The organism is Massilia phyllostachyos (genome assembly GCF_021044825.1).
Lineage (GTDB): Bacteria > Pseudomonadota > Gammaproteobacteria > Burkholderiales > Burkholderiaceae_D > Telluria > Telluria phyllostachyos.
This window is the reverse complement of the sequence record NZ_JAJNOC010000002.1, coordinates 214,561-234,801: the sequence shown is the minus strand read 5'-3', so window position 1 is coordinate 234,801 and position 20,241 is coordinate 214,561. Positions and strand designations below refer to the sequence as shown.

At 67.5% G+C, this 20,241-nt stretch carries 20 protein-coding genes; 9 read left to right on the top strand and 11 right to left on the bottom strand.

Annotated elements, in window-relative coordinates:
• Positions 1–30: 30 nt before the first annotated feature.
• Genes LQ564_RS08030 through tsaB form a run of 4 tightly spaced genes read right to left on the bottom strand, consistent with a single transcriptional unit; the run spans position 31 to position 3,020 of the window.
• Positions 31–990, bottom strand: coding sequence for a DUF1853 family protein (locus LQ564_RS08030; RefSeq protein ID WP_231057589.1), 960 nt, complete (start codon positions 988–990; stop codon positions 31–33).
• Positions 974–1,831 carry a uracil-DNA glycosylase gene (locus LQ564_RS08025; protein ID WP_231057588.1) on the bottom strand — a complete coding sequence of 286 codons (858 nt, stop codon included), beginning with the start codon at positions 1,829–1,831 and terminating at the stop codon, positions 974–976. The genes LQ564_RS08030 and LQ564_RS08025 overlap by 17 nt, the downstream gene beginning before the upstream one ends.
• The gene (rimI, locus tag LQ564_RS08020) at positions 1,828–2,313 is read right to left on the bottom strand and encodes a ribosomal protein S18-alanine N-acetyltransferase (RefSeq protein ID WP_231057587.1); all 486 of its coding nucleotides are present in this window, start codon (positions 2,311–2,313) and stop codon (positions 1,828–1,830) included. The genes LQ564_RS08025 and rimI overlap by 4 nt, the downstream gene beginning before the upstream one ends.
• On the bottom strand, positions 2,310–3,020 hold the full coding sequence (gene tsaB, locus LQ564_RS08015) for a tRNA (adenosine(37)-N6)-threonylcarbamoyltransferase complex dimerization subunit type 1 TsaB (protein ID WP_231057586.1): 711 nt from the start codon (positions 3,018–3,020) through the stop codon (positions 2,310–2,312). The genes rimI and tsaB overlap by 4 nt, the downstream gene beginning before the upstream one ends.
• Positions 3,021–3,111: 91 nt before the next feature.
• Between tsaB and LQ564_RS08010 the strand changes: the two genes are divergently transcribed.
• Positions 3,112–3,531, top strand: a complete 420-nt coding sequence (locus LQ564_RS08010) for a thioredoxin family protein (RefSeq protein WP_231057585.1) — start codon at positions 3,112–3,114, stop codon at positions 3,529–3,531.
• 88 nt (positions 3,532–3,619) lie between these two features.
• Here LQ564_RS08010 and LQ564_RS08005 read toward each other — a convergent pair whose 3' ends face one another.
• Positions 3,620–5,899, bottom strand: coding sequence for a xanthine dehydrogenase family protein molybdopterin-binding subunit (locus tag LQ564_RS08005; RefSeq protein WP_231057584.1), 2,280 nt, complete (start codon positions 5,897–5,899; stop codon positions 3,620–3,622).
• Positions 5,856–9,053: a bifunctional diguanylate cyclase/phosphodiesterase gene (locus LQ564_RS08000; protein ID WP_231057583.1), complete on the bottom strand. Its 3,198-nt coding sequence runs from the start codon at positions 9,051–9,053 to the stop codon at positions 5,856–5,858. The genes LQ564_RS08005 and LQ564_RS08000 overlap by 44 nt, the downstream gene beginning before the upstream one ends.
• Positions 9,054–9,237: 184 nt before the next feature.
• On the opposite strand from LQ564_RS08000, the gene LQ564_RS07995 reads away from it, so the two are divergent.
• Positions 9,238–9,747, top strand: a complete 510-nt coding sequence (locus LQ564_RS07995) for a DUF1993 domain-containing protein (protein ID WP_231057582.1) — start codon at positions 9,238–9,240, stop codon at positions 9,745–9,747.
• A 67-nt stretch (positions 9,748–9,814) separates the two neighbouring features.
• Here LQ564_RS07995 and LQ564_RS07990 read toward each other — a convergent pair whose 3' ends face one another.
• Both LQ564_RS07990 and LQ564_RS07985 read right to left on the bottom strand, forming a co-directional pair.
• Complete coding sequence (locus LQ564_RS07990) at positions 9,815–10,027, bottom strand: DUF1289 domain-containing protein (protein WP_231057581.1); 213 nt, start codon at positions 10,025–10,027, stop codon at positions 9,815–9,817.
• The gene (locus tag LQ564_RS07985) at positions 10,008–10,577 is read right to left on the bottom strand and encodes a DUF1415 domain-containing protein (protein ID WP_231057580.1); all 570 of its coding nucleotides are present in this window, start codon (positions 10,575–10,577) and stop codon (positions 10,008–10,010) included. Before LQ564_RS07985 ends, LQ564_RS07990 begins: the two co-directional genes overlap by 20 nt.
• Before the next feature lie 333 nt (positions 10,578–10,910).
• Between LQ564_RS07985 and LQ564_RS07980 the strand changes: the two genes are divergently transcribed.
• From LQ564_RS07980 to selD, 7 genes are all read left to right on the top strand, one after another.
• Positions 10,911–12,230, top strand: a complete 1,320-nt coding sequence (locus tag LQ564_RS07980) for a transglycosylase SLT domain-containing protein (RefSeq protein ID WP_231057579.1) — start codon at positions 10,911–10,913, stop codon at positions 12,228–12,230.
• A gap of 390 nt (positions 12,231–12,620) precedes the next feature.
• Positions 12,621–14,321, top strand: a complete 1,701-nt coding sequence (locus tag LQ564_RS07975; RefSeq protein ID WP_231057578.1) for a DEAD/DEAH box helicase — start codon at positions 12,621–12,623, stop codon at positions 14,319–14,321.
• A gap of 182 nt (positions 14,322–14,503) precedes the next feature.
• The gene (locus LQ564_RS07970) at positions 14,504–14,746 is read left to right on the top strand and encodes a hypothetical protein (RefSeq protein ID WP_231057577.1); all 243 of its coding nucleotides are present in this window, start codon (positions 14,504–14,506) and stop codon (positions 14,744–14,746) included.
• Positions 14,747–14,783: 37 nt separating this feature from the next.
• Positions 14,784–15,164, top strand: a complete 381-nt coding sequence (locus LQ564_RS07965; RefSeq protein ID WP_231057576.1) for an Imm10 family immunity protein — start codon at positions 14,784–14,786, stop codon at positions 15,162–15,164.
• A gap of 137 nt (positions 15,165–15,301) precedes the next feature.
• Positions 15,302–15,733: a hypothetical protein gene (locus LQ564_RS07960; RefSeq protein WP_231057575.1), complete on the top strand. Its 432-nt coding sequence runs from the start codon at positions 15,302–15,304 to the stop codon at positions 15,731–15,733.
• A 66-nt stretch (positions 15,734–15,799) separates the two neighbouring features.
• Positions 15,800–16,801: a selenoneine biosynthesis selenosugar synthase SenB gene (gene senB / locus LQ564_RS07955; protein WP_231057574.1), complete on the top strand. Its 1,002-nt coding sequence runs from the start codon at positions 15,800–15,802 to the stop codon at positions 16,799–16,801.
• A complete protein-coding gene (gene selD / locus LQ564_RS07950; protein WP_231057573.1) occupies positions 16,798–17,853 on the top strand; it encodes a selenide, water dikinase SelD in 1,056 nt (351 codons plus the stop codon). The genes senB and selD overlap by 4 nt, the downstream gene beginning before the upstream one ends.
• On the opposite strand, the gene LQ564_RS07945 is transcribed toward selD, so the two are convergent.
• The 3 genes from LQ564_RS07945 to LQ564_RS07935 all read right to left on the bottom strand — a co-directional run bounded on the left by LQ564_RS07945 (position 17,850) and on the right by LQ564_RS07935 (position 20,234).
• Complete coding sequence (locus LQ564_RS07945; RefSeq protein ID WP_231057572.1) at positions 17,850–19,040, bottom strand: glycosyltransferase; 1,191 nt, start codon at positions 19,038–19,040, stop codon at positions 17,850–17,852. The genes selD and LQ564_RS07945 overlap by 4 nt on opposite strands.
• Positions 19,041–19,072: 32 nt before the next feature.
• Positions 19,073–19,228, bottom strand: a complete 156-nt coding sequence (locus LQ564_RS07940; RefSeq protein WP_231057571.1) for a hypothetical protein — start codon at positions 19,226–19,228, stop codon at positions 19,073–19,075.
• Between the two features lie 97 nt (positions 19,229–19,325).
• Positions 19,326–20,234 (bottom strand): YihY/virulence factor BrkB family protein, encoded by a 909-nt coding sequence (locus LQ564_RS07935; RefSeq protein WP_231057570.1) that lies wholly within the window; start codon positions 20,232–20,234, stop codon positions 19,326–19,328.
• Positions 20,235–20,241: the final 7 nt, after the last annotated feature.

Here is a 20,241-nt window from a genome sequence, read left to right as displayed (position 1 = left end):
CACAGGGCGCGATAATGCGCCCTTTGCATATCACCCGCCAAGCGCTTTCACCATCCGGCGCGCGGCGGCGCGTTCGCGCCAATCGTTGGGCACGATGAATCCGCGCTCGATCTCTTCAAATTTTCCAGGTTCGTAGCGTACGCTCGAGACCAGCACCGGCGTCGACGAGGTTTCGAACTGCGCCTCCAGCTCCGCACGCAGCTGCGCGCGGCTCATCATCCACGTGCTTGATGCCGCCTTGAACGGCGCCAGCCACTGCAGGCGCGGCAGGATCAGGAATTCTTCGCCGTCCAGGCCGTCGACCTCGTCCAGCGCGCACCAGAAGCCGCGGCAATGGCCGGCGGCGATGCCCTGCATTTGCGGCCAGCTCCCCTGCGGATAGAACAGCCAGCCCTTGACCAGCGCACGCGCTTTCGACACGGGCCGCGGCAGCAGCGGCCGGGCGGCCGGATGCGCGCCCAGCGACAGCTGGCGCTCGAACACCTTGCGCATCTTGAGCCCGAGGCTGTCGGCCAGGTTCGGCCCCACCAGGGCATCGAACTGTTGCCCGCCCTCCCCGTCCAGCAGATAGAACTTGGTGGCGAACTCGATGTGTTCGACCGCATCCGGCCCGTCTTCCAGCAGGAAGTCGAACTCGCCGATGGTGTCGTTGGCGCTGGCGCGCACCTGCAGGCCGTGGGCGACCAGGCGGCCGTGCTGGGCGAAATAAAAGGCCATCAGCTTTTCGGCGTAGAGGCCGAGGCGGGTGTAGATCTTGCCGCCCAGCGCCGCATCGAGGGGCGCGGGATCGTGGTCGAGCCGGGTCAGCCAGTCGACCAGCGCCGGCGTGACCGGGCCGGTGGTGGCGATGCGTCCGGCCCATTGCGGGTCTTGCGCATCGAGCAGGTCAGGCGCGTCGAGCAGCCAGGCCAGCGCCCGTACCCGGGCGCGCCGCAGGTGGCCCCAGCGGCGGTGAAAGCCTTGCTGGTAACTCTCAGCCGGCGCTTCCATCGGCAACCCTGGCGCGGCACAGGTCGGCCCACGCCAGCGCCTTGTCGGCCGGGCGGCGCAGCAGTTCGCCCGGATGCAGGGTGGCGACCAGCGGCACCGCGTTCAGCGCGTGCACGGCGCCGCGCGTCCCGGCCAGCGGCTCGGCCAGCGGCTTGCCGAGCAGGCCGTTGGCGGCCACCTGGCCCAGGGTCAGCACCAGCTTCGCGCCGGTGAGCTCGCGTTCGCGCTCCAGGAAGGGACGGCAGGCCGCCGCTTCTTCCGCCGTCGGCGCGCGGTCGCCGCCGTTCGCGTTCGCCGGGCGGCACTTCACCAGGCTGGTGACGTAGACGTCGGTCTCGCGCGTGAGGCCGACCGCGCACAGCATATTGTCGAGCAGCTTGCCCGGGTCGCCCGTCAGCGGCTGCCCGGCCTTTTCGTCGACCGCGCTGGCGGTGCCGGCCGCGACCAGCCAGCGCGCCCGGCGCGCGCCGGCGCCCAGCACCGGTTTGCGGCCTTCGCTGCAGGCGCTGCAATGCTTGCAACCCGCGATGGCCTGGCGCAGGCCGGCCCAGTCCAGGGTCGAGACGTCGACCCGTTCCGTCTCGGCCTCGGCGCCCCATGCGCTGTCGTCCTGCACCGGGGGCTTCCAGGCGGGCTTCACGGCCGGCTCGGCGACCTGGCGCGGCATCGGCGGCGGCGCCAAAGGCTGCGGGGCAGCGACAGGAACCGGCGCGGGCTCGGCCACCGGCTCAGCCTCGACTATTACCTCGGGCTCGGACGCAGGCGCGGCGCGCAGCCGCCACAGCGGCCCGATCCCCATCTCGGCCAGGAAGGCCGCGTCGCGGTCGCTCAGGCGGTTCACAGGTCAAACCTCATCACGATGGCGTCCTCGCGCTGGCCGGCCCGGGCCGGGTAGTAGCCCTTGCGGCGGCCGATCTCCTGGTAGCCGTAGCGGCGGTAGACGGCCAGCGCGCGCTCGTTCGACGGGCGCACTTCCAGCAGCACCGACAGCATGCCTTGCGCGCGCGCGCGCGCGCCGATGCAGTCCAGCAGGTAGCGCCCGAGCCCCTGGCGCTGGCGGCCCGCGGCCACCGCCACGTCGAGCAGATGGGCTTCGTCGACCGCGTACATCAGCAGGTAGTAGCCGGCCAGGACGCCGCCGGCGTCGCGCACGGTCCAGGCGTCGTAGCCGCTGGCCAGCGATTCGGTGAAGTTCGCTCGGCTCCAGGGATGCGGGAACACGCTGCACTCGAGCGCGTACACCTCGTCCACGTCGTGCGCCTCCATCGGCGCGAAGCGCAGGCCGGCGGAGGGGTCGGCAGCCTTCACGTCCGCGACCTTCATGCCCCGGCCTTTGCCGCGTTGATCGCCAGGCGCTCGGCGCTGGTATACGCCACCTTGTTGCGCAGGTAGAGCGGCTGGGCCTGGGCCGGCGGCAGCGCCTGGCCGGCGGCGAAGGCCGGCGCGCCCAGCACCGCCATCTCGCGCGCATGCGGCAGGATGTCGCCCAGCGCCGCGGCGGCGAAGTCCTTGCCGGCAAAGGCCTCGGGATAGGCGGCAAAACCATTGCCGCAGGCCGCCAGGCCGTCTCGCGCAACTGGCGCCACCGCTTCCGGCGCGGCCAGCACCGGCGCCACCACCTCGCGCCAGGCGCCGGCCTCATAGGCATACTGGGCCCAGTAGACCTCGTTCATGCGCGCATCCAGCACCGTTACCACCTCGACCGCGCCGGTGGCGGCGCGGCAGCGCTCCGCCATCGCCTCCAGGGTCACCAGCGGCAGCACCGGCAGCCTGGCGCCGAAGGCCAGCCCCTGGGCCACGCCGCAGGCGGTGCGCACGCCGGTGAAGGAGCCGGGACCGGCGCCGAACGCCACCGCGTCGCAGTCGGCCAGCGCGATCCCGGCTTCGGCCAATAATTCCTGCACCATCGGCAGGATCGATTGCGAATGGGTGCGGACACCGGAAGTGGAACGTTCGATGACGTGGTCCCCGATCAGCAGCGCGCAGGAAGCGAGCTCGGACGAGGTTTCGATGGCGAGAATCTTGGGCATGCCGCTATTTTACCCGCTCGTCCCGCGGGCGGCCACGGCCACGGCCGCCCTGCGCCGCACGGCCGTGGCCAGACGCGGTAGAATTCGCCTTATGCAAAGCCTGACCCTGGAATCCAGCACCCGCGACGCCATCCTGGCCGCCATTTCCGGCGACGCGCTGACGGTCGCCTGCCTGTGCGCCGCCTGGTGCGGCACCTGTTCGTCCTACCGCGCCACCTTCGAGGACCTGGCGCTGCGCCACCCGGACAAGACCTTCGTCTGGATCGACATCGAGGACCAGGCCGACCTGGTCGGCGATCTCGACGTCGACAACTTCCCGACCCTGCTGGTGCAGCGTGGCGATACGGTCGCGTTTTTCGGGACCATGGTGCCGGACGGCGGCGTGGCGGATCGGCTGGTGCAGGCGCAGGCCGAGGTGCCGCCGGCGGAGCTGGCGCGGCTGGCGCAGTCGAGCGAGGAACGCCGTGGTTGGCAACGCGACTGCAACCTGCGCGTCTTGTTAGCGGCATAAGAACCGGCAGCCGAGACGCATGCAAAATTGGGCGCCGGCCTTCGCCGGTGCGACGGTTCCACTGTCAGTGGTCCTGAATGATTACCTATCAAGCCAGCCGTAGCGGCAAACTGCGCAACCGGTGCCCCGTCAGCTTGAACACCGCCGCCGCCACCGCCGGCGCGATCGGCGGCACCGCCGGCTCCCCAACGCCTTCCGGATGTTCGCCGCTCGGCATGATGACGGTCTCCACCTCCGGCGCCTCGCTCATGCGCAGCACCGGGTAGTCGCCGAAGTTCGACTGCTGCACCCGTCCATCCTCGAACGTGATCTCCCCATGCAGCGCCGCCGACAGGCCAAAGATCACGCCCGACTCCACCTGCTGCGCCACGATGTTCGGATTGACCACCAGCCCGCAATCGATCGCGCACACCACGCGGTGCACGCGGATCGTGCCGTTTTCCACCGACACCTCGGCCACCTGCGCCACCGTCGACCCGAAGGACCGGTGCAGCGCCACGCCATGCGCCCGGCCCTCTTCCGGCTGCCCGGCGCGCGCCAGCGCTGCATCCAGCACGGCCAGCGCGCGCGGATGCGCTTGCAGCAGGCTGCGCCGCAATTCGACGCTGTCGCGCTTGGCCGCATGCGCCAACTCCTCGATGAAGCTCTCCTTGAAGAAGGCATTGTGCGAGTGCCCGACCGAGCGCCAGTAGCCGAGCGGCACGGCGCTGTCGACGATCACGTGGGCGATGCGCTGGTTGGCGATCGCGTACTGCATGTCGTAGGCCCCTTCGGCCGTGGTCTTGTCCGGCCCCACGCCCGGCAGGCCGAGGTTGCGCGGGAAGTACTGGTGGCCGACGGCGCCGCCGGCCGAGCGCGCGTCCCAGGCCAGGATGTTCCCGTTCGAATCCAGGTGGGCTTTGTAGCGCGCCAGCGCCGCGGGGCGGTAGACGTCGTGCGCGGTGTCGTCCTCGCGGGTCCAGATCAGCTGGACCGGCTTGCCATGCAGCGCCAATGCCACCGTCACCGCCTGCGCCACCATATCGGTTTCCAGGCGCCGCCCGAAGCCGCCGCCCAGCAGCATGACCTCGATCTCGACGTCCTCGCGCGCCACGCCGGCCACGCGCGCGGCCACGTCGACCGCCACGCTCGGCACCTGGGTCGAGGCCCACAGGCGCACCTTGCCGTCGACTACCTGGGCGGTGCAGTTGATCGGTTCCAGCGCCGCGTGCGCGAGGAAGGGTGCGCGGTATTCGGCGGCGACGCTCAGGGCCGCGCCGGCGACATCCTGGGTGCCGGTCTCGTGATAGGTATGGCCGCTCTCCCCGTCGAGCGCGCGCGCGAATTGCTCGAACACGCGCTCGCTGGACAGCTGCGCATGCTCGCCCGCGTTCCAGTCAAGCTTCAGCGCGCCCGCCGCCTGGCGCGCCTGCCACCAGCTGGTGGCCACCACGGCGACGCAGGACGTGCCTGGCACCACCGCCTGCACGCCGGCCATCCGGCGCGCCGCGGCCGCATCGAAGGACGCCAGGGTGGCGCCCGGCGTCGGCGCCATGGTGACGGCCGCGTACAGCATGCCGGGCACACGGGCATCGATGCCGAAGCGCGCGGCGCCGTTCGATTTGATGCGGCTGTCCAGGCGCGGCAGCGGCTTGCCGATCAGGCGGAAGTCGCGCGGCGTCTTCAGCTTCACGTCCGCGCCGTCGATCCCCGCGCCCACCCGCGCGGCGGTTGCGGCCAGGGCGCCGTAGCCCAGCTGGCGTCCGCCCGGGCCCAGCACGAAGCCATCCTCAGTGCGCAGCTGCGCCAGCGGCAGCTTCCACTCCTCGGCCGCGGCCTTGAGCAGCATGGCGCGCGCCACCGCGCCGGCTTCGCGCATCGGCGTCCAGGCATCCTTGACGCTGGTCGAGCCACCGGTGAACATGATGCCCAGCTCGCGTCCCAGCTTGGCCATCATCCACTGCGCGCCATGGCGCAGCCCTCCGTCGTCGTCCGGGTGGAAGGGCAGGTTCTCGCGCAGCACGGTGAGGTTGGCGAAGATCGGGTCGACCGGCGCCTGGGCGATGCGCACGCCTGACAGCGCCACGTCGAGCTCCTCGGCCACCAGGGTCGCGAGCGCCGTGTGCACGCCCTGCCCCATCTCGCTGCGCGGCGCCACCACCGACACCGTGCCGTCCGGGCCAATCGCGACCCAGCCGTTGAGCGCCACCGCGCCGTCGGCGACCGGCAGCGGATCGCTTGTGTGCAGGCGCTGGCGCGGCGGCTGCACGCCCCAGCCGACCAGCAGCGCGCCGCCGGCGGCGACAGCGCCCAACAGGAAACGGCGCCGCGTGAGCCCCTTGCGTTCAGCTGTCACTTGCCCTGCCTCGTTCGGTGCCTCCAGCTTCATCCGCGTCTCGTCTCCATCGTGTCAGTAGTTCGTCCGGCGCCACCGGGCGGCCATACAAATAACCCTGGGCCTGGCGGCAGCCATGGCGCAGCAGGAAGGCGGCCTGCTCCTCGTTCTCGACGCCTTCGGCGATCACCGACAGGTTCAGGCTTTTCCCCAGCTGGATGATCGCCACCGCGATCGCCTCGTGGTTGCGGTCGCCGCCGGCGTCGAGCGAGATGTCCTTGATGAAGCTGCGGTCGATCTTGAGGGTCTGCACCGGCAGCTGCTGCAGGTAGGCCAGGGAAGAGTAGCCGGTGCCGAAATCGTCGATCGCCAGGCCCACGCCGATCGCGTCCAGGTCGTTCACCAGCTGCAGCGCGTCGCCGCTGTTCATGATGACCGATTCGGTCACCTCCAGCTGCAGCCGGCCCGGGCCCAGGCCGGCGTCGCGCAGCACGGTCGAGACCTGCTCGGCGATGCTGCCGCGCTCGAACTGGCGCACCGACAGGTTGACCGCCATCTTCGGCACGACCAGGCCGGCCCGGTCCCAGCTGGCCGCCTGGCGGCAGGCTTCGGCCAGCACCCACTGGCCGAGCGGCTTGATGAAGCCCATGTCCTCGGCCACCGGGATGAAGCGGCTCGGCGCCACCAGGCCCAGCTCCGGATTGTGCCAGCGCACCAGGGCTTCGACGCCGACCAGGCGGCCGGTACCGATCTCCACCTGCGGCTGGTAGTGCAGGAAGATCTCGTTCTTCTCGATCGCACGGCGCAGCAGCGCTTCCAGGCGCAGGCGCTCGAGGCCTTCGCCGCTCATCGAGGGCGAGTAGAACTGGTAGCCGTTGCGGCCGCGCGCCTTGGCCTGGTACATCGCGACGTCGGCATTGCGCACCACCATGTGCACGTCCTCGGCGTCCTGCGGGAACAGGCTGATGCCGACGCTGGCGGTCACGAACAGCTCGTAGCCGGAGACGATGAAAGGCTGCTCGAACAGCGCCACCAGCTTGTCGGCCACGTGGCCCGCGCCGAAGGCGCCGTCGACGTCTTCCAGCAGCACGATGAATTCGTCGCCGCCCAGGCGCGCCAGGGTGTCGCCCTCGCGCAGGCAACCTTCGAGCGCGCCCGCGACCTGCTTGAGCAGGGCGTCGCCGACGTGGTGGCCGAGGGTGTCGTTGACGTTCTTGAAGCGGTCCAGGTCGATGAACAGCACCGCCAGCTGTTCACGCTCGCGCGCCGCACGCACCATGGCGTGCTGCAGGCGGTCGTGGAACAGCAGGCGGTTGGGCAGCGCGGTGAGCGGGTCGTGGTGGGCCAGGTGGTCGAGCTTGTCCTGGGATTCCTTGACCTTGGTGATGTCGCTGAACACGCAAACGTAGTGGGTGACCTGGTCGGCGTCGCTGCGCACCGCCGAGACGGTGAGCCATTCGAGGTAGACCTCGCCGTTCTTGCGGGTGTCCCAGATCTCGCCGCGCCAGAAGCCGGTATCGGCCAGGTCGGTCCACAGCTGCTGGTAGAAGGCGTCGTCGTGGTGCTTCACGCCGCCGGATGCACGCGTCAGGCTGGAATGCTGGCCCACCGCCTCGTGCTCGGTGTAGCCGGTGATCTGGGTGAAGGCCGGGTTGGTGGTGATGATGCGGCCGTAGGCGTCGAGCACCATCACGCCGTCGGCGATGTGCTCGAGCACCGTGGCCGCCAGGCGCAGCTTTTCCTCGGCCTGCTTGCGCTCGGTGATGTCGGCGAACACCCAGATGCTGCCCTCGTTCGGCGCCGCCTGGTCGAGCGCGCAGCCGCTCACCAGCAGCCAGAAGATCGAGCCGTCGCGGCGCCGGAACTGCAGCTCCTCGCCGGTGTCCGGCCCTTGCGCGATGCGCGGGTATTTTTCCAGCCACAGGCGCTCGAACTCGGCGCGGCCCGGGAACAGGACCTCGGTCGACTTGCCGACCATCTCCCCTTCGCCATAGCCGAACAGCGCCTCGCCGCGGCGGTTGGCCGAGACGATGCGGCGCTGGCGCACGAACAGCACGCCGAACATCACGTTGTCGAGGATCGCGCCCTGCTCGGTGAGCAGGGCTTCGATGCGCATCTCGTCGTGCTTGCGTTCGCTGATGTCGTAGATGATGCCGTCGATGCGGAAATCCTCCGCGCCCCAGCTCCCCTGCGGCTGGCCGCTCTCGAGCACCCAGCGCTCGATGCCGCCGGCGCCGACGATGCGGTACTCGACCTCGTAGGGGCTGCCGGCCATCAGTGCCTCGCGCGTGACGCGGCGCTGCATGCGCCGGTCTTCCGGATGGATGATGTCGGACCAGTCGTCGGTGGTGGCCAGCATGAAGCGCTCGGCCGGGTAGCCCGAGATGTCCTCGATGGCGTCGCTGACGAAATCGATCGGGCCGCCGGGACGCGCGCGGAACACCGCGCCCGGCACCTGGGTCACGATGGTGCGGAACTGCTCCTCGCGCCGCCCGATGTCGGCGAACAGCTGGCCGATCGCCATGCGCATGTGCTCCATCTGGCCGCCCAGGCGCCCGAGTTCGTCGTTGCCGGCCAGCTGCAAGGGCGTGTCGAAGTCGCCGCGCGCCAGGCGGTCGGAGAGCCCGGTGAGGGTACGCAGCGGCCTCAGGAGGCGGCGCCTGAGCAGCAGCGCGATCAGCAGCAGCGAGACCGCCAGCTGGACAGCCAGCACCAGCGCATAGCTGCGGCGCTTGCCGGCCAGCTCCTGCTGGGCCAGGTGGTCGCCCATCTCGATCGTCACCCGGCCAATCGTCTGGCCGCGGTACACGACGTCTCGCTCGGCGCGGTAGACCTTGGCGCCGCTCGGGACCGCCACGCGCTGCTCGATCAGGGGCGCGGCTTCCTCGTGGCCGTGCACGGCGACACGCACCACGGCCGGATCGCGCACGAAGGAGGCCACCAGCGAGCGCGCCGCCTCCGGATTCATGTCCCATAATGATTGCTGCATCCCGAGCGCCAGGATGTCGGCGTTGCGCGACAGCGCATCCCGCAGGCTGCGCACGCTGGCGTCGCGCTCCTGCACCCCAATCAGGAAGAAGCCACCGAGCAGCGCCGGCGCCGCCAGTCCGCCGAACACGACCAGCAGCAGCGCGCCGTAGATCGAGCGTCCGTAGAGCTTGCGCAAGCGGGAGGGAAAGCTGCGAAACAGGGAGGTTGACAGGGGCATCGACGCGCGGCGCGGCCCGCCGGGGACCAGAGCCTTTTAATTTATGGCAAGGAAATCGTCCGATTATGCATGCTAGATTGCCATACGTCATCAAATCGCGGCAGGTATGGTCAAGGGTGACAGGCAAGTGTCGGCAGGACGCGACAAGACTTGCTATGATTCAATTCTTTATAAGGGAGACACCATGAGCCTGTCCATCCATTCCGCTTCCGTCCCGGTATTCCGCCACATGCTGGGCGCCCTGGCCGACGTGCTGGAAAAAGCCGAGGCCCACGCCGGCGCCGCCAAGTACGACCCCGCCGCCCTGCTGGGCGCGCGCCTGTTCCCGGACATGTTCCCGCTGATTAAACAGGTGCAGATTGCCACCGATTTCGCCAAGGGCGCCAGCGCCCGCCTGGCCGGCGCCGAGGTGCCGCGCTATGACGATCACGAGCAGACTTTCGCAGAACTGCAGCAGCGCATCAGCAAGACGCTCGGCTTCATCGAGTCGCTGCCCAGCGCTTCGTTTGAAGGCGCCGACAGCCGCCCGATCACCCATGGCGCGGGCGAGCGCGCGCGCCACTTCGACCGGGGCGACGCTTACCTGACCGGGTTCGTGCTGCCGAACTTCTACTTCCACGTCACGACGGCGTACGCGATCCTGCGCCATAACGGCGTGCCGCTCGGCAAGCGCGACTTCCTCGGCATTCAATAAGCCGCAGCGCCCGCCTTTGTAGGGTGGGCGCTCCCGCGCCCACCCTGCCAAACCGGTGTGCGAGCAATCAGGTATTCCGGCGCGGGTAGCCCTGCGCCAGGATCCGCACCCACACCTTCTCCTTTTCCTCGGCGCTCATCGCCACCCAGTTCGCCACCTCGACATAGGTCCGGCCGCAGCCGCGGCAGATTTCGTCGAAGGTGGTCGAGCACACGGCGACGCACGGCGTGTCCGGACGTTCCACCGGCGCGCCGCCGCCGTCAGCGGGCGGGGCCGACATCGAGCTTGTCCCAGCCTTCATGGCCGAGCTTTTCCATGGTATCGATGTTCTTCTCGAAGATCTCGGACGCCTCCGGGAAAGCCTCGACCGCGCGGTCGATGCTGTCCTCGCGCAGCAGGTGCAGGATCGGATACGGCGCGCGGTTGGTGTAGTTCGAGATGTCGTTGGCGTCGGTATCGGAGAACTGGTACTCCGGGTGGAAACTTGCCACCTGCAATTCGCCATCCAGTTGCATGTCCTCGACCGCCGCATCGGCCACGTCGAGGAACTCGTTGTAGTCCTCGAAATCCTGCAGCACGAAGGGGTGGATCAGGAGGGTCGTGTCGATTTCCTCGGCGGGCGTGTCGGACAGCTTCTGCAGCTCGTCCATGAGCTGTTCTAGCAGGGCCTCGGGCGTGGTGGCGCTCGAGACGACGTAGCGCACCTGCTCCTTGACATAGACCGATTTGGCGAAGGGGCACAGGTTCAGGCCGATGACGGCTTTCTCCAGCCAGTGGCGGGTGGCGGCGACGATGGCGTCGTCGTCGGCGTTTGGATTCGGGGTGCGCATGGTAACTAGCTACTCGGGAAACATGAAAGACAGGAGCCGGATTGTACGCACACTTTGCGTCGCCTCATAGATTTACAGGTCGGCAGGGCTAGTTTACCCATGAGCGCAGCCGGTTCCGAACAGTGCCATTCAGAGGCGATCTGGAGCAATATCTTCGCCGATCCGGCAGTTATTTAGCGGCATCTTTTGTTTTAATGATGTCAATTTACATTCATTTAGCTGTGAAAGAAATTTGTAACTCAGGGGACATATTTCTTGACTGACTCGAGCATGACTACGTACACTGGCCCCCTTGAGCAGCACGTTCATTCCTGAACGCAACATAGGAAAGCGATGCACGACATGATCCGAAGCACCCTCGCGACTGCCGCGCTGGCCCTCCTGGCCTCTTCCCCGCTGGCGCATGCCGCGGATAACGCCGCCGGCGTCACCGGCGCCCCCGTCGCACGTGCGGCCCTGCCCCTCGCCCCCGGCGTGATCAAGGTCGACGACTACAAGGAAACCGACGTCTGGGGCCGCATCCGCAGCGGCTATGCGATTCCCGACCTCGACAACAGCCTGGTCGGCCGCCATACCCAGGCCTACAGCGCCCGTCCGGACAGCCTCAAGCGCATCTCGGGCCGCGCCTCGCCCTACCTCTTCCACATCGTGCAGGAACTGGAAAAGCGCGGCATGCCGACCGAACTGGCCCTGCTGCCGGTGATCGAATCGGCCTTCAACCCGCAAGCCCTGTCCACCGCCAACGCGGCCGGCCTGTGGCAGTTCGTGCCGGGCACCGGCAAGGACTACGACCTCAAGCAGAACATGTTCAAGGACGAGCGCCGCGGCGTGCTGGCCTCGACCGACGCCGCCCTGTCCTATCTGCAGCGCCTGTACACGATGTTCGGCGACTGGCAGCTGGCGCTGGCGGCGTACAACTGGGGTGAGGGCAACGTCCAGCGCATCATCAAGAAGAACCAGTCGCTCGGCAAGGGCACCGACTTCGAGAGCCTGGCCGAGCTGATGCCGCCGGAAACCCGCAACTACGTGCCGAAGCTGCAGGCGGTCAAGAACATCGTCGCCAACCCGCAGCAGTACAATGTGATCCTGCCGGCGATCGACAACCAGCCCTACTTCACCGCCGTCGACAAGACCAGCGACATCGACGTCGCCGTCGCCGCCCAGCTGGCCGAGATGTCGCTCGACGAATTCAAGGCGCTGAACCCGCAGTTCAAGAAGCCGGTCATCACCGGCGGTGAAAAGACCAAGATCCTGCTGCCGAAGGACAACGCCGAGAAGTTCCACCTGAACCTGGCCCAGTGGGGCCGCGAGCTGTCGAGCTGGACCACGCACAAGATCACCGGCGCGCGCGTCTCGATCGCCGCCCTGGCTTCGAAGTTCGGTACCACGCCGGAAATCATCCGCCAGGCCAACAATATCCCGGCCAAGTCCACGGTCAAGGCGGGTTCGACCATCCTGGTGCCCAAGGTCTCGGCTTCGAGCGCCGGCGACATCGCCGAGAACATCATCGACAACGCGGTGGTGGCCTTCGAGGCCGAACGCAGCGCCAAGAAGGTGAAGGCATCGAGCGGTTCGCGCTACAAAGCCAAGGCGGATGCCGGCTCGAGCAAGCGGATTGCCCGCAATTCCTCCTCGAAACGCAAGCAGCGTTAATCACTTCGCAAGCCGGGCTTAGCCCTGCCTTAAGCGCCTCCTCCACGCGCCCCCATTTCGGTGGGGGCGCGTGCAGACTTTTCTGAACTGATGTATGATGTCGTTTGTGCGCTGCAAAAGAGCGTCCAAACAGACCGGACGCAGCAGTTGAGCAAGTAGTTCACAGCAGTACAACAAGCAGCATCGCAAGCCTTGGCGACGATCGATCGCCCTTCATTAAAAAGCCCTCCCGCCCTGCGTGTCAGCATCCAGACACCGTCCCGGCGCAAAGCTTTTGTGCCGAAATTTCTTTCATTACTGAGTCATTTCGTAGTCGTTGGTTCGCGTTGCTATTCTGCGCCCGTCATTTGACCCGCGCGATCATGATTTAATCCGAAAGTACAAGTACACATGAGTTTCGAAGCACTAGGTTTACACGCGTCCCTCGTCAAGGCGGTTGCCGCCGCAGGTTACACCAAGCCGACGCCGGTGCAGGAGCAGGCCATCCCCGCCGGCATCGCCGGCCGCGACCTGCTGGTTTCCTCGCAAACCGGTTCGGGCAAGACCGCGGCCTTCATGCTGCCGGCCCTGAACAAGCTGGCCAATATGGAGCCGTCGGCCCCGGCCCGCACCCCGGCGCAGAGCGCCCAGTCGGCGCGCGCCCGCGGCGAACGCGTCCGCTTTACCCCGGCCCAGCCGAAGATGCTGGTCCTGACGCCGACCCGCGAGCTGGCCCTGCAGGTCACCACCGCGACCGAGCAATATACGACCGACATGCGCCGCATTCGCGCCGTGTCGATCCTGGGCGGCATGCCCTACCCGAAGCAGATGCAGCTGCTGTCGAAGAACCCGGAAATCCTGGTCGCGACCCCGGGCCGCCTGATCGACCACATGGAGTCGGGCAAGATCGACTTCTCGCAACTCGAGATCCTGGTGCTGGATGAAGCCGACCGCATGCTCGACATGGGCTTCATCGACGACATCGAGAAAATTGTCGCCGCCACCCCGGCTACTCGCCAGACCATGCTGTTCTCGGCCACGCTGGATGGCGTCGTCGGCAACATGGCGCGCCGCATCACCAAGGATCCGCAGACGATCCAGATCATGAGCGCCGCCAACCGCCACGAGAACATCGTGCAGAAGGTCCACTTCGTCGACGACCTGTCGCACAAGAACCGCCTGCTCGACCACCTGCTGCGTGACGAGTCGATGGACCAGGCCGTGGTCTTCACCGCCACCAAGCGCGACGCCGACATGATCGCCGACCGCCTGAACATCGCCGGTTTCGCGGCCGCCGCCCTGCACGGCGACATGCACCAGGGCGCCCGTAACCGCACCCTGGACGGCATGCGCCGCGGCCAGGTGCGCGTGCTGGTGGCGACCGACGTCGCCGCCCGCGGCATCGACGTCCCGACCATCACCCACGTGGTGAACTACGACCTGCCGAAGTTCCCCGAGGACTACGTGCACCGTATCGGCCGTACCGGCCGCGCCGGCCGCAACGGCATCGCGATCTCGCTGGTGAACCACGCCGAGAACATGAACGTGCGCCGCATCGAACGCTTCACCAAGCAGACGATCCCGGTCGGCGTCGTGGAAGGCTTCGAGCCGAAGCGCGCCGCCCCGACCCGCTCGGCCTCGCGTCCGGGCTGGAAACCGGGCGACGGCCGCAATGCAGGCAAGCCGGGCCAGCGCAGCTTCTCGAAGCCGTCCTACGGTGACCGCGCACCGCGTGAAGGTGGCTACGAGCGTCCGCAGTTCGAGAGCCGCTACAGCGACCGTGGTCCGCGTGAAGGCGGCGGCTTCGGTGACCGTGCGCAAGGCGAGAGCCGCTACGCCGATCGCGGTCCGCGCGAAGCCGGCAGCTATGGCGACCGTCCGCAGCGCGAAGGCGGTTTCCGCCGCGACAACGGCGGCTACGGCGACCGTCCCCAGCGTGAGGGCGGCTACCGCCGTGACGCGGCCCCGCGTGAAGGCGCCCCGAGCGGCGCCCCGCGCGAAGGCGGCTACCGCGGCAACCGCCCCGACGGCGCCCGCCGCGAAGGCGGCTACAGCAAGCCGGCCCACCCGCGTTCGGCCGACAGCACGCGCCGTAGCTTCGGCGACTTCTGATCGCTGACTGCTTCATGAAAAATGGCTGCCTTCGGGCAGCCATTTTTTTGCCAGCGCCGCTCTTCTTCATGGCTGCGATCTTTCCTCTGTGACAATTCACGCATTATTGAGCCAGTCTCATCGCTATGCTAATAGGGATAGACAAATTTATCGTTAACGCATCAATACGTGACCGAGACCGCATGACCTGGAATGACTTGCCCATCGTATGCTGGGCACTCTCAACACTTATCTGCCTTGCGAGACGCCAATGGATCGACGCCACCTGGTCCGCCTGCTTCGGCATCTTCATGCTAATGGATCGCTACTTCCCAACCTCTTCCCCTTGGCTGAGGTACGGCTTCTTCGTCGCGGGTGCGGCACTGGTGGTCTCGCGAGTCATGAAGGATGACGGCAAATACAAGAAAAGCCTGGTCGATCGCTAATGCCCGATGGCTGCCTGGCAGGGTGAGGAACGACAATATGAACTACGAACTGTTCGCGACGTTTGTTTCGCTCGAGGAGAATGACGGGAACCTGGTCTTCGCATTCTCCGATGATGAATGCGGCGCCGGGAAATACGTGATGTTCCAGTGCTCTACCATGAGCGGAGAAGGCGACTTTCCCCTGGACGCCGATGGACTGTATATCGAATGCGACGATCAGTCGACAGCTTGCTACCGCGGCGTCGCATCGATCCGCCGGGTTGGAGAGCGCATGGAAATCGACTTGACCGAACAAGGCCGGCAACACTTGGGCGTCGAGCAAATTCTGATCATGCCCCTCCCCTGGACCGCCACGATTTCCGATGGGCTCGCACGTCTTGCCGATTTGTCGCGCGGTGACTATACGGTGGATCGGTGATCATGACCATAATGAACGCGTTCTCCACCAGGCCCTACCGGAATCGGTTGATTGCCGCCACGCTACTGCTGAGCATCTTGCCGGCACACGCAATCCCCCCGCCTCCAAACAGGCCTCCGCAGCTGCGCGAAGCCAGGATGACTGCCAAGGTCCAATTGATCGAGGCAAGGGACGGAACGGTCAACAAGATTACCGAGCTGTGCAAGGTCAGCGGAAAAATCCCGGTGTTTTCAGACGACGGTCGCTCCGCATTCGCCCATACGCAGACCATCGCAAGCTGCACCATGTCCAGGAATGGAAACAAGTTAGCTGTGAAAGTGGAAGGCGCAAAGGCGGTGTCGAAGAAAGGGGCAACGTATGCGGTTGCCTCCGTCCACGTGATGCCTCCCGACGCCGTCCCACTCTGTCCCGACTTGTGCGGACCACAACCCCTGGCCGATTCCAGCGCCGAAGTGCGGGTCAGTGGCAAGCCCAAGTCGATCGCTTTCAGCCTGCATCCGAATCTTGTTTCGATGATGAATGCCAAACCGACCCTCTGGCTCGAAGCCAATGTGGAGATCAACGACTGATACCCATATCGCATGGAAAGCGACCCCGGACGTATAATCGCATTCCCGTCCTCTGGAGCCTCGGCAGTGCGCAAGCGTATCGTGATCGTCAGCCCGGCGACCGCCCGCGAGAACAATGGTAACTGGCAGTCGGCGAGCCGCTGGAAGCGCTTCCTGCAAAGCACGTACGACGTGCAGATTGCCGGCGGCTGGACGCCGGACGACCCGGCGCCCGACCTGCTGATCGTCCTGCACGCGCGCCGCTCCGCATCCAGCCTGGCCGCCTTCGCCGCAGCCCATCCGGCGCGCCCGTCCATCCTGGTGCTGACCGGCACCGACCTGTACCGCGATATCGCTGACAGCCACGAGGCGCGCGCCTCGCTCGCATCCGCCACCAAGCTGGTGCTGCTGCAGCCGGCGGGCCTCGCTGCGCTGCCGGAAGCGCTGCGCCTGAAAGCGCAGGTGATCTACCAGTCGGCGCCGGCCTTGCGTCCCCATGTGCGCTCGCCCGAAGCTCGGTTCACCGACATCTGCATGATCGGCCACCTGCGCGAAGAAAAAGACCCGCTGACCTTCATCCGCGCCGCGGATCTGGTGACGACGCCCGGCGCGCGCCTGCTGCACATCGGCGGCGCGCTCGACCCTGCGCTGGGCGAGGCCGCATCAAGCGCACAGAAGAATAACCCGCGCTACCGCTGGCTCGGCCCCCTGCCCCATTCAACCGCGCGCCAGCGCCTGAAGCGCTGCCACGCCATGGCCATCACATCGACCATGGAAGGCGGCGCCAACGTCATCATCGAAGCGGTGACCAGCGGCGTCCCGGTGCTCGCCTCGGATATCAGCGGCAACCGCGGCATGCTGGGCGACGACTACGCCGGCTACTTCCCGGTCGGCGACGCCCGTGCGCTGGCGCGCCTGGTCGACCGCAGCATCGCGGACCCGGATTTCGCCGCCCTGCTGCGCCGCCAGTGCGCGGCGCGCGCCGCCCTGTTCACGCCCGGCGCCGAGCAAGCGGCGCTGCGCGACTTGGTGGATAATCTGCTCCTTGCCGCGCCCGGCGCGCCCAACCAACACGAAAGACCACGATGAGCACCCAGCCAGACCAACCCATCAAACTGACTTCGTTCTCGCACGGCGGCGGCTGCGGCTGCAAGATCGCGCCCGGAGTGCTGGCCGAAATCCTCGGCAAGTCGACCGGCTTCCCGATCCCGAAGGAGCTGATGGTCGGCATCGAGACCGCCGACGACGCCGCCGTGTACAAGCTCAACGACGAGCAGGCGCTGATCGCCACCACCGACTTCTTCATGCCGATCGTCGACGATCCCTTCGACTTCGGCCGCATCGCCGCCACCAATGCGATCTCCGACGTGTACGCGATGGGCGGCACGCCGATCATGGCGCTGGCCCTGGTCGGCATGCCGGTAAATAGACTGCCGCTGGAGACCATCGGCCAGATCATCCGCGGCGGCGAGTCGGTGTGCGCGGAAGCGGGCATCCCGATCGCCGGCGGCCATACCATCGACTCGGTCGAGCCGATCTACGGCCTGGTGGTGATGGGCCTGGTGCATCCATCGAAGGTCAAGCGCAATGCGGATGCAAAGGCGGGCGACGTGCTGGTGCTGGGCAAGCCGCTCGGCGTCGGCGTGCTGTCGGCGGCGCTCAAGAAGGACGTGCTCGGCCCGGAGGGCTATGCGGCCATGATCGCCAACACCACGAAGCTCAACAAGCCGGGCCGCCTGCTGGCCGACATGCCGGGCGTGCATGCGCTCACCGACGTCACCGGCTTCGGCCTGCTCGGCCACCTGCTGGAGCTGGCGCGCGGCGCGCAACTGTCGGCCCAGCTCGAGATGGACAAGGTGCCGCTGCTGCCCGGCGTGCTGCAGTTGGCGCAGGACGGTTTCTTTACCGGCGCATCCGGCCGTAACTGGGACGCCTACGGCAAGGACGTGGAGCTCGCCCCCACCATCACCGCATCCCAGCGCGCCCTGCTGACCGACCCGCAGACCTCCGGCGGCCTGCTGGTGTCCTGCGCCCCCGAGAGCGTGGACGAGGTGCTGGCGCTGTTCGCGCGCGAGGGATTCGGCGAGGCTGCCGTCATCGGCCGCATGCAGGACGGCGCCGCGCGCGTCACGGTGGCTTAAGCACTCAGCATCGCTTCGAACCGGTCCGCCAGCGCTTCGGCCTGTCTGGCGCCGTCGAAGCCGGCGTGGCGCCGTGCGAACGCCCGCGCCGCGTCACGGTAAGCGGGTGTGTCCAGCAGCGCGCCCACGACACCATCCCAGTCGCACGGCCCCGGCGCCGCCAGCGCATTGATCCCCGCCCCGATCCGCTCCACCTGGCGCGCCATCAGCAAGCTTTCGGTCGCCATCGGCAGCAGCAGGAGCGGGCGTCCTGCCAGCAGCGACTGGGCGGTCGTCGCTTCTCCCGCGTGGCAGACCACCAGCTCGCATTCGGCCAGGGCCGCGGGCAACGGCACCGGTGTCGACGCGAAGCGCAGCAGCGGACTGTCCAGCGGCGCGGGCGCCCCGCTCGCCACTTCCGGCAGGTAGCACAGCACGCGGCAGCCACGGCGCACCAGCGCCGCCAGCACATCGCGCACCCCCGCCCCCTCTGCTTTCAGATAGGCGAACACGCGCGGCCCCTCAGCTTGCGGCCACACCACCTCGCCTGGAACCGCTGGCGCCAGACTGGGGCCGAGCCAGGGCCCGTCACCAGGGCGGCCGTAATGATCGAGCTGCGGCCAGCCGCACAGCAGCGCTTCATCACCGCGCAGCAGCTCGCAGGCATGCGCCAGCGGCGTCGCGCCGTGCAGCGCCAGCACGCGGTTGACGCTGTCGAGCACGCGCGCCTCGGTACTGCGCAGGCGCTGCTCCGGCAGTCCGGGATAAAAGGCCGGCAGCGGCTGCGCGGCGGGCGGCACCTGGAAGCCGGTGCCGATCGCGGCGCTCCGGATGCCCATGCTGCGCGCGGCCAGCATGGCCGTGGGAGCGTAGTCGGCGATCACGAAATCGGGCCGCCCCTGCCGGAACAGGCCGCGCCAGCCCGCGCACAGGCCGGCCAGCGCCTCGGCGTCGAGGTAGCCGACCGCGAGCAGGATCTCGGCCAGGCTGGCCTGCACCTGCGGCAGACCGGCGGTGCGGTGCAGCCAGACCGGGGCCTGCAGCACCTCGATGCCGTTGTCGCGCAACAGCCGGCGCGGCTGCACCAGGTCGCGCAGCACGTAGGTGACGCGGTGGCCGCGCGCGGTCAAGGGCAGCGCGATCGAGCGCAGGCGGGCCGCGTGACCGAGCCCGGCGCCGAGTTCCCAGCAAAGGTAGAAGTGAGCCATGCCCGGCAGTGTAGCCGAAGCATGGCGGATGCCTACGGGTCCCTGGATTCAGTCTGCGCCGGCGCGCGCACCGGAGCCGGTTCGAGCAAGGACAGCGCCACCACGCTGAAGACAAGCAGCAACACCAGGGCGAAGACCAGCGCGATGGCGACCGGCATCGGAAGGATGAAGGCGAGCATCTGGCTCATGGCATCTCCTCGAACAGAAGTCTTGCGCCGCGCTTAATCTGGCGCAAGACGGTACTGTGCCATTGCTAGAATGCAGGCAATTGACTAACCGCAAGACTCAGACGGTGGGCGGTTCGGTACGCAATGGCTTCGGCGCCGCCGCTTCCTGCCCCTGCCCCACCCGCTCGTATTCGGCGATCACCTGGGCGCCGAGCAGCAGCAGGGTCGCCGCGATCTCGAGGCTGAACATGACGACGATCGCCGTGGTCATCGATCCATACACGACGTTCACCTGCGACAGCGTCGAGAAATACCACACCAGCACATGGCGCGCCACTTCCCACAACAACGCCGCCGTGACGCCGCCGATCGTCGCGTGCCAGATCGACAGCCGCCCGACCGGCATCACCAGGTAGATCGAGGTCAGCACCAGGATCTCGCCCATGAGGCCGAGCAGGTAGAGCAGCACGCCCGAGACGCCGTTCAGCGACCACTGGTAGTTGAACAGCCAGACGCTCTCCTCGCCCATCACCTCGAGCGTGCCGGCCACCAGGGTGACGATCATGACGCCGAAGCCGAGCGCCAGGATGTAGCAGTAAGGCAGCACCGCCGACACCAGGAAGTGGCGGCGCCGGATCTCGACACGGTGCTTGAAGATGACGCTCATCGCATTCTCCAGCACGGTGAAGGCGAAGGAGCTGAAGAACAGCATGGTGATGCCCAGCACCCAGGTGATCAGCTCGCGGTTTTCCAGGAAGTGCGCGACTTCGGCCACGATCGGCCGCGACTGGCCCGGCACCAGCAGGCCCAGGTAGCGTTCCAGGGTTTCGAGCAGCTCGGCCTGGTCGAGGAAGTGCGAGAGCGCCACCACCACCAGCATCAGGAAGGGCACGATCGACAGCAGCGCGTAATAGGCGACGGCGCCGGCCAGCAGCAGGCCCTGGTTGGCGCGAAAGCCCTTGATCACCCGGATGGCGAAGGCCAGCGGATGTGACAGGATCCAGACGTTGGCGCGCTGGTCGAGCATGCGTTCA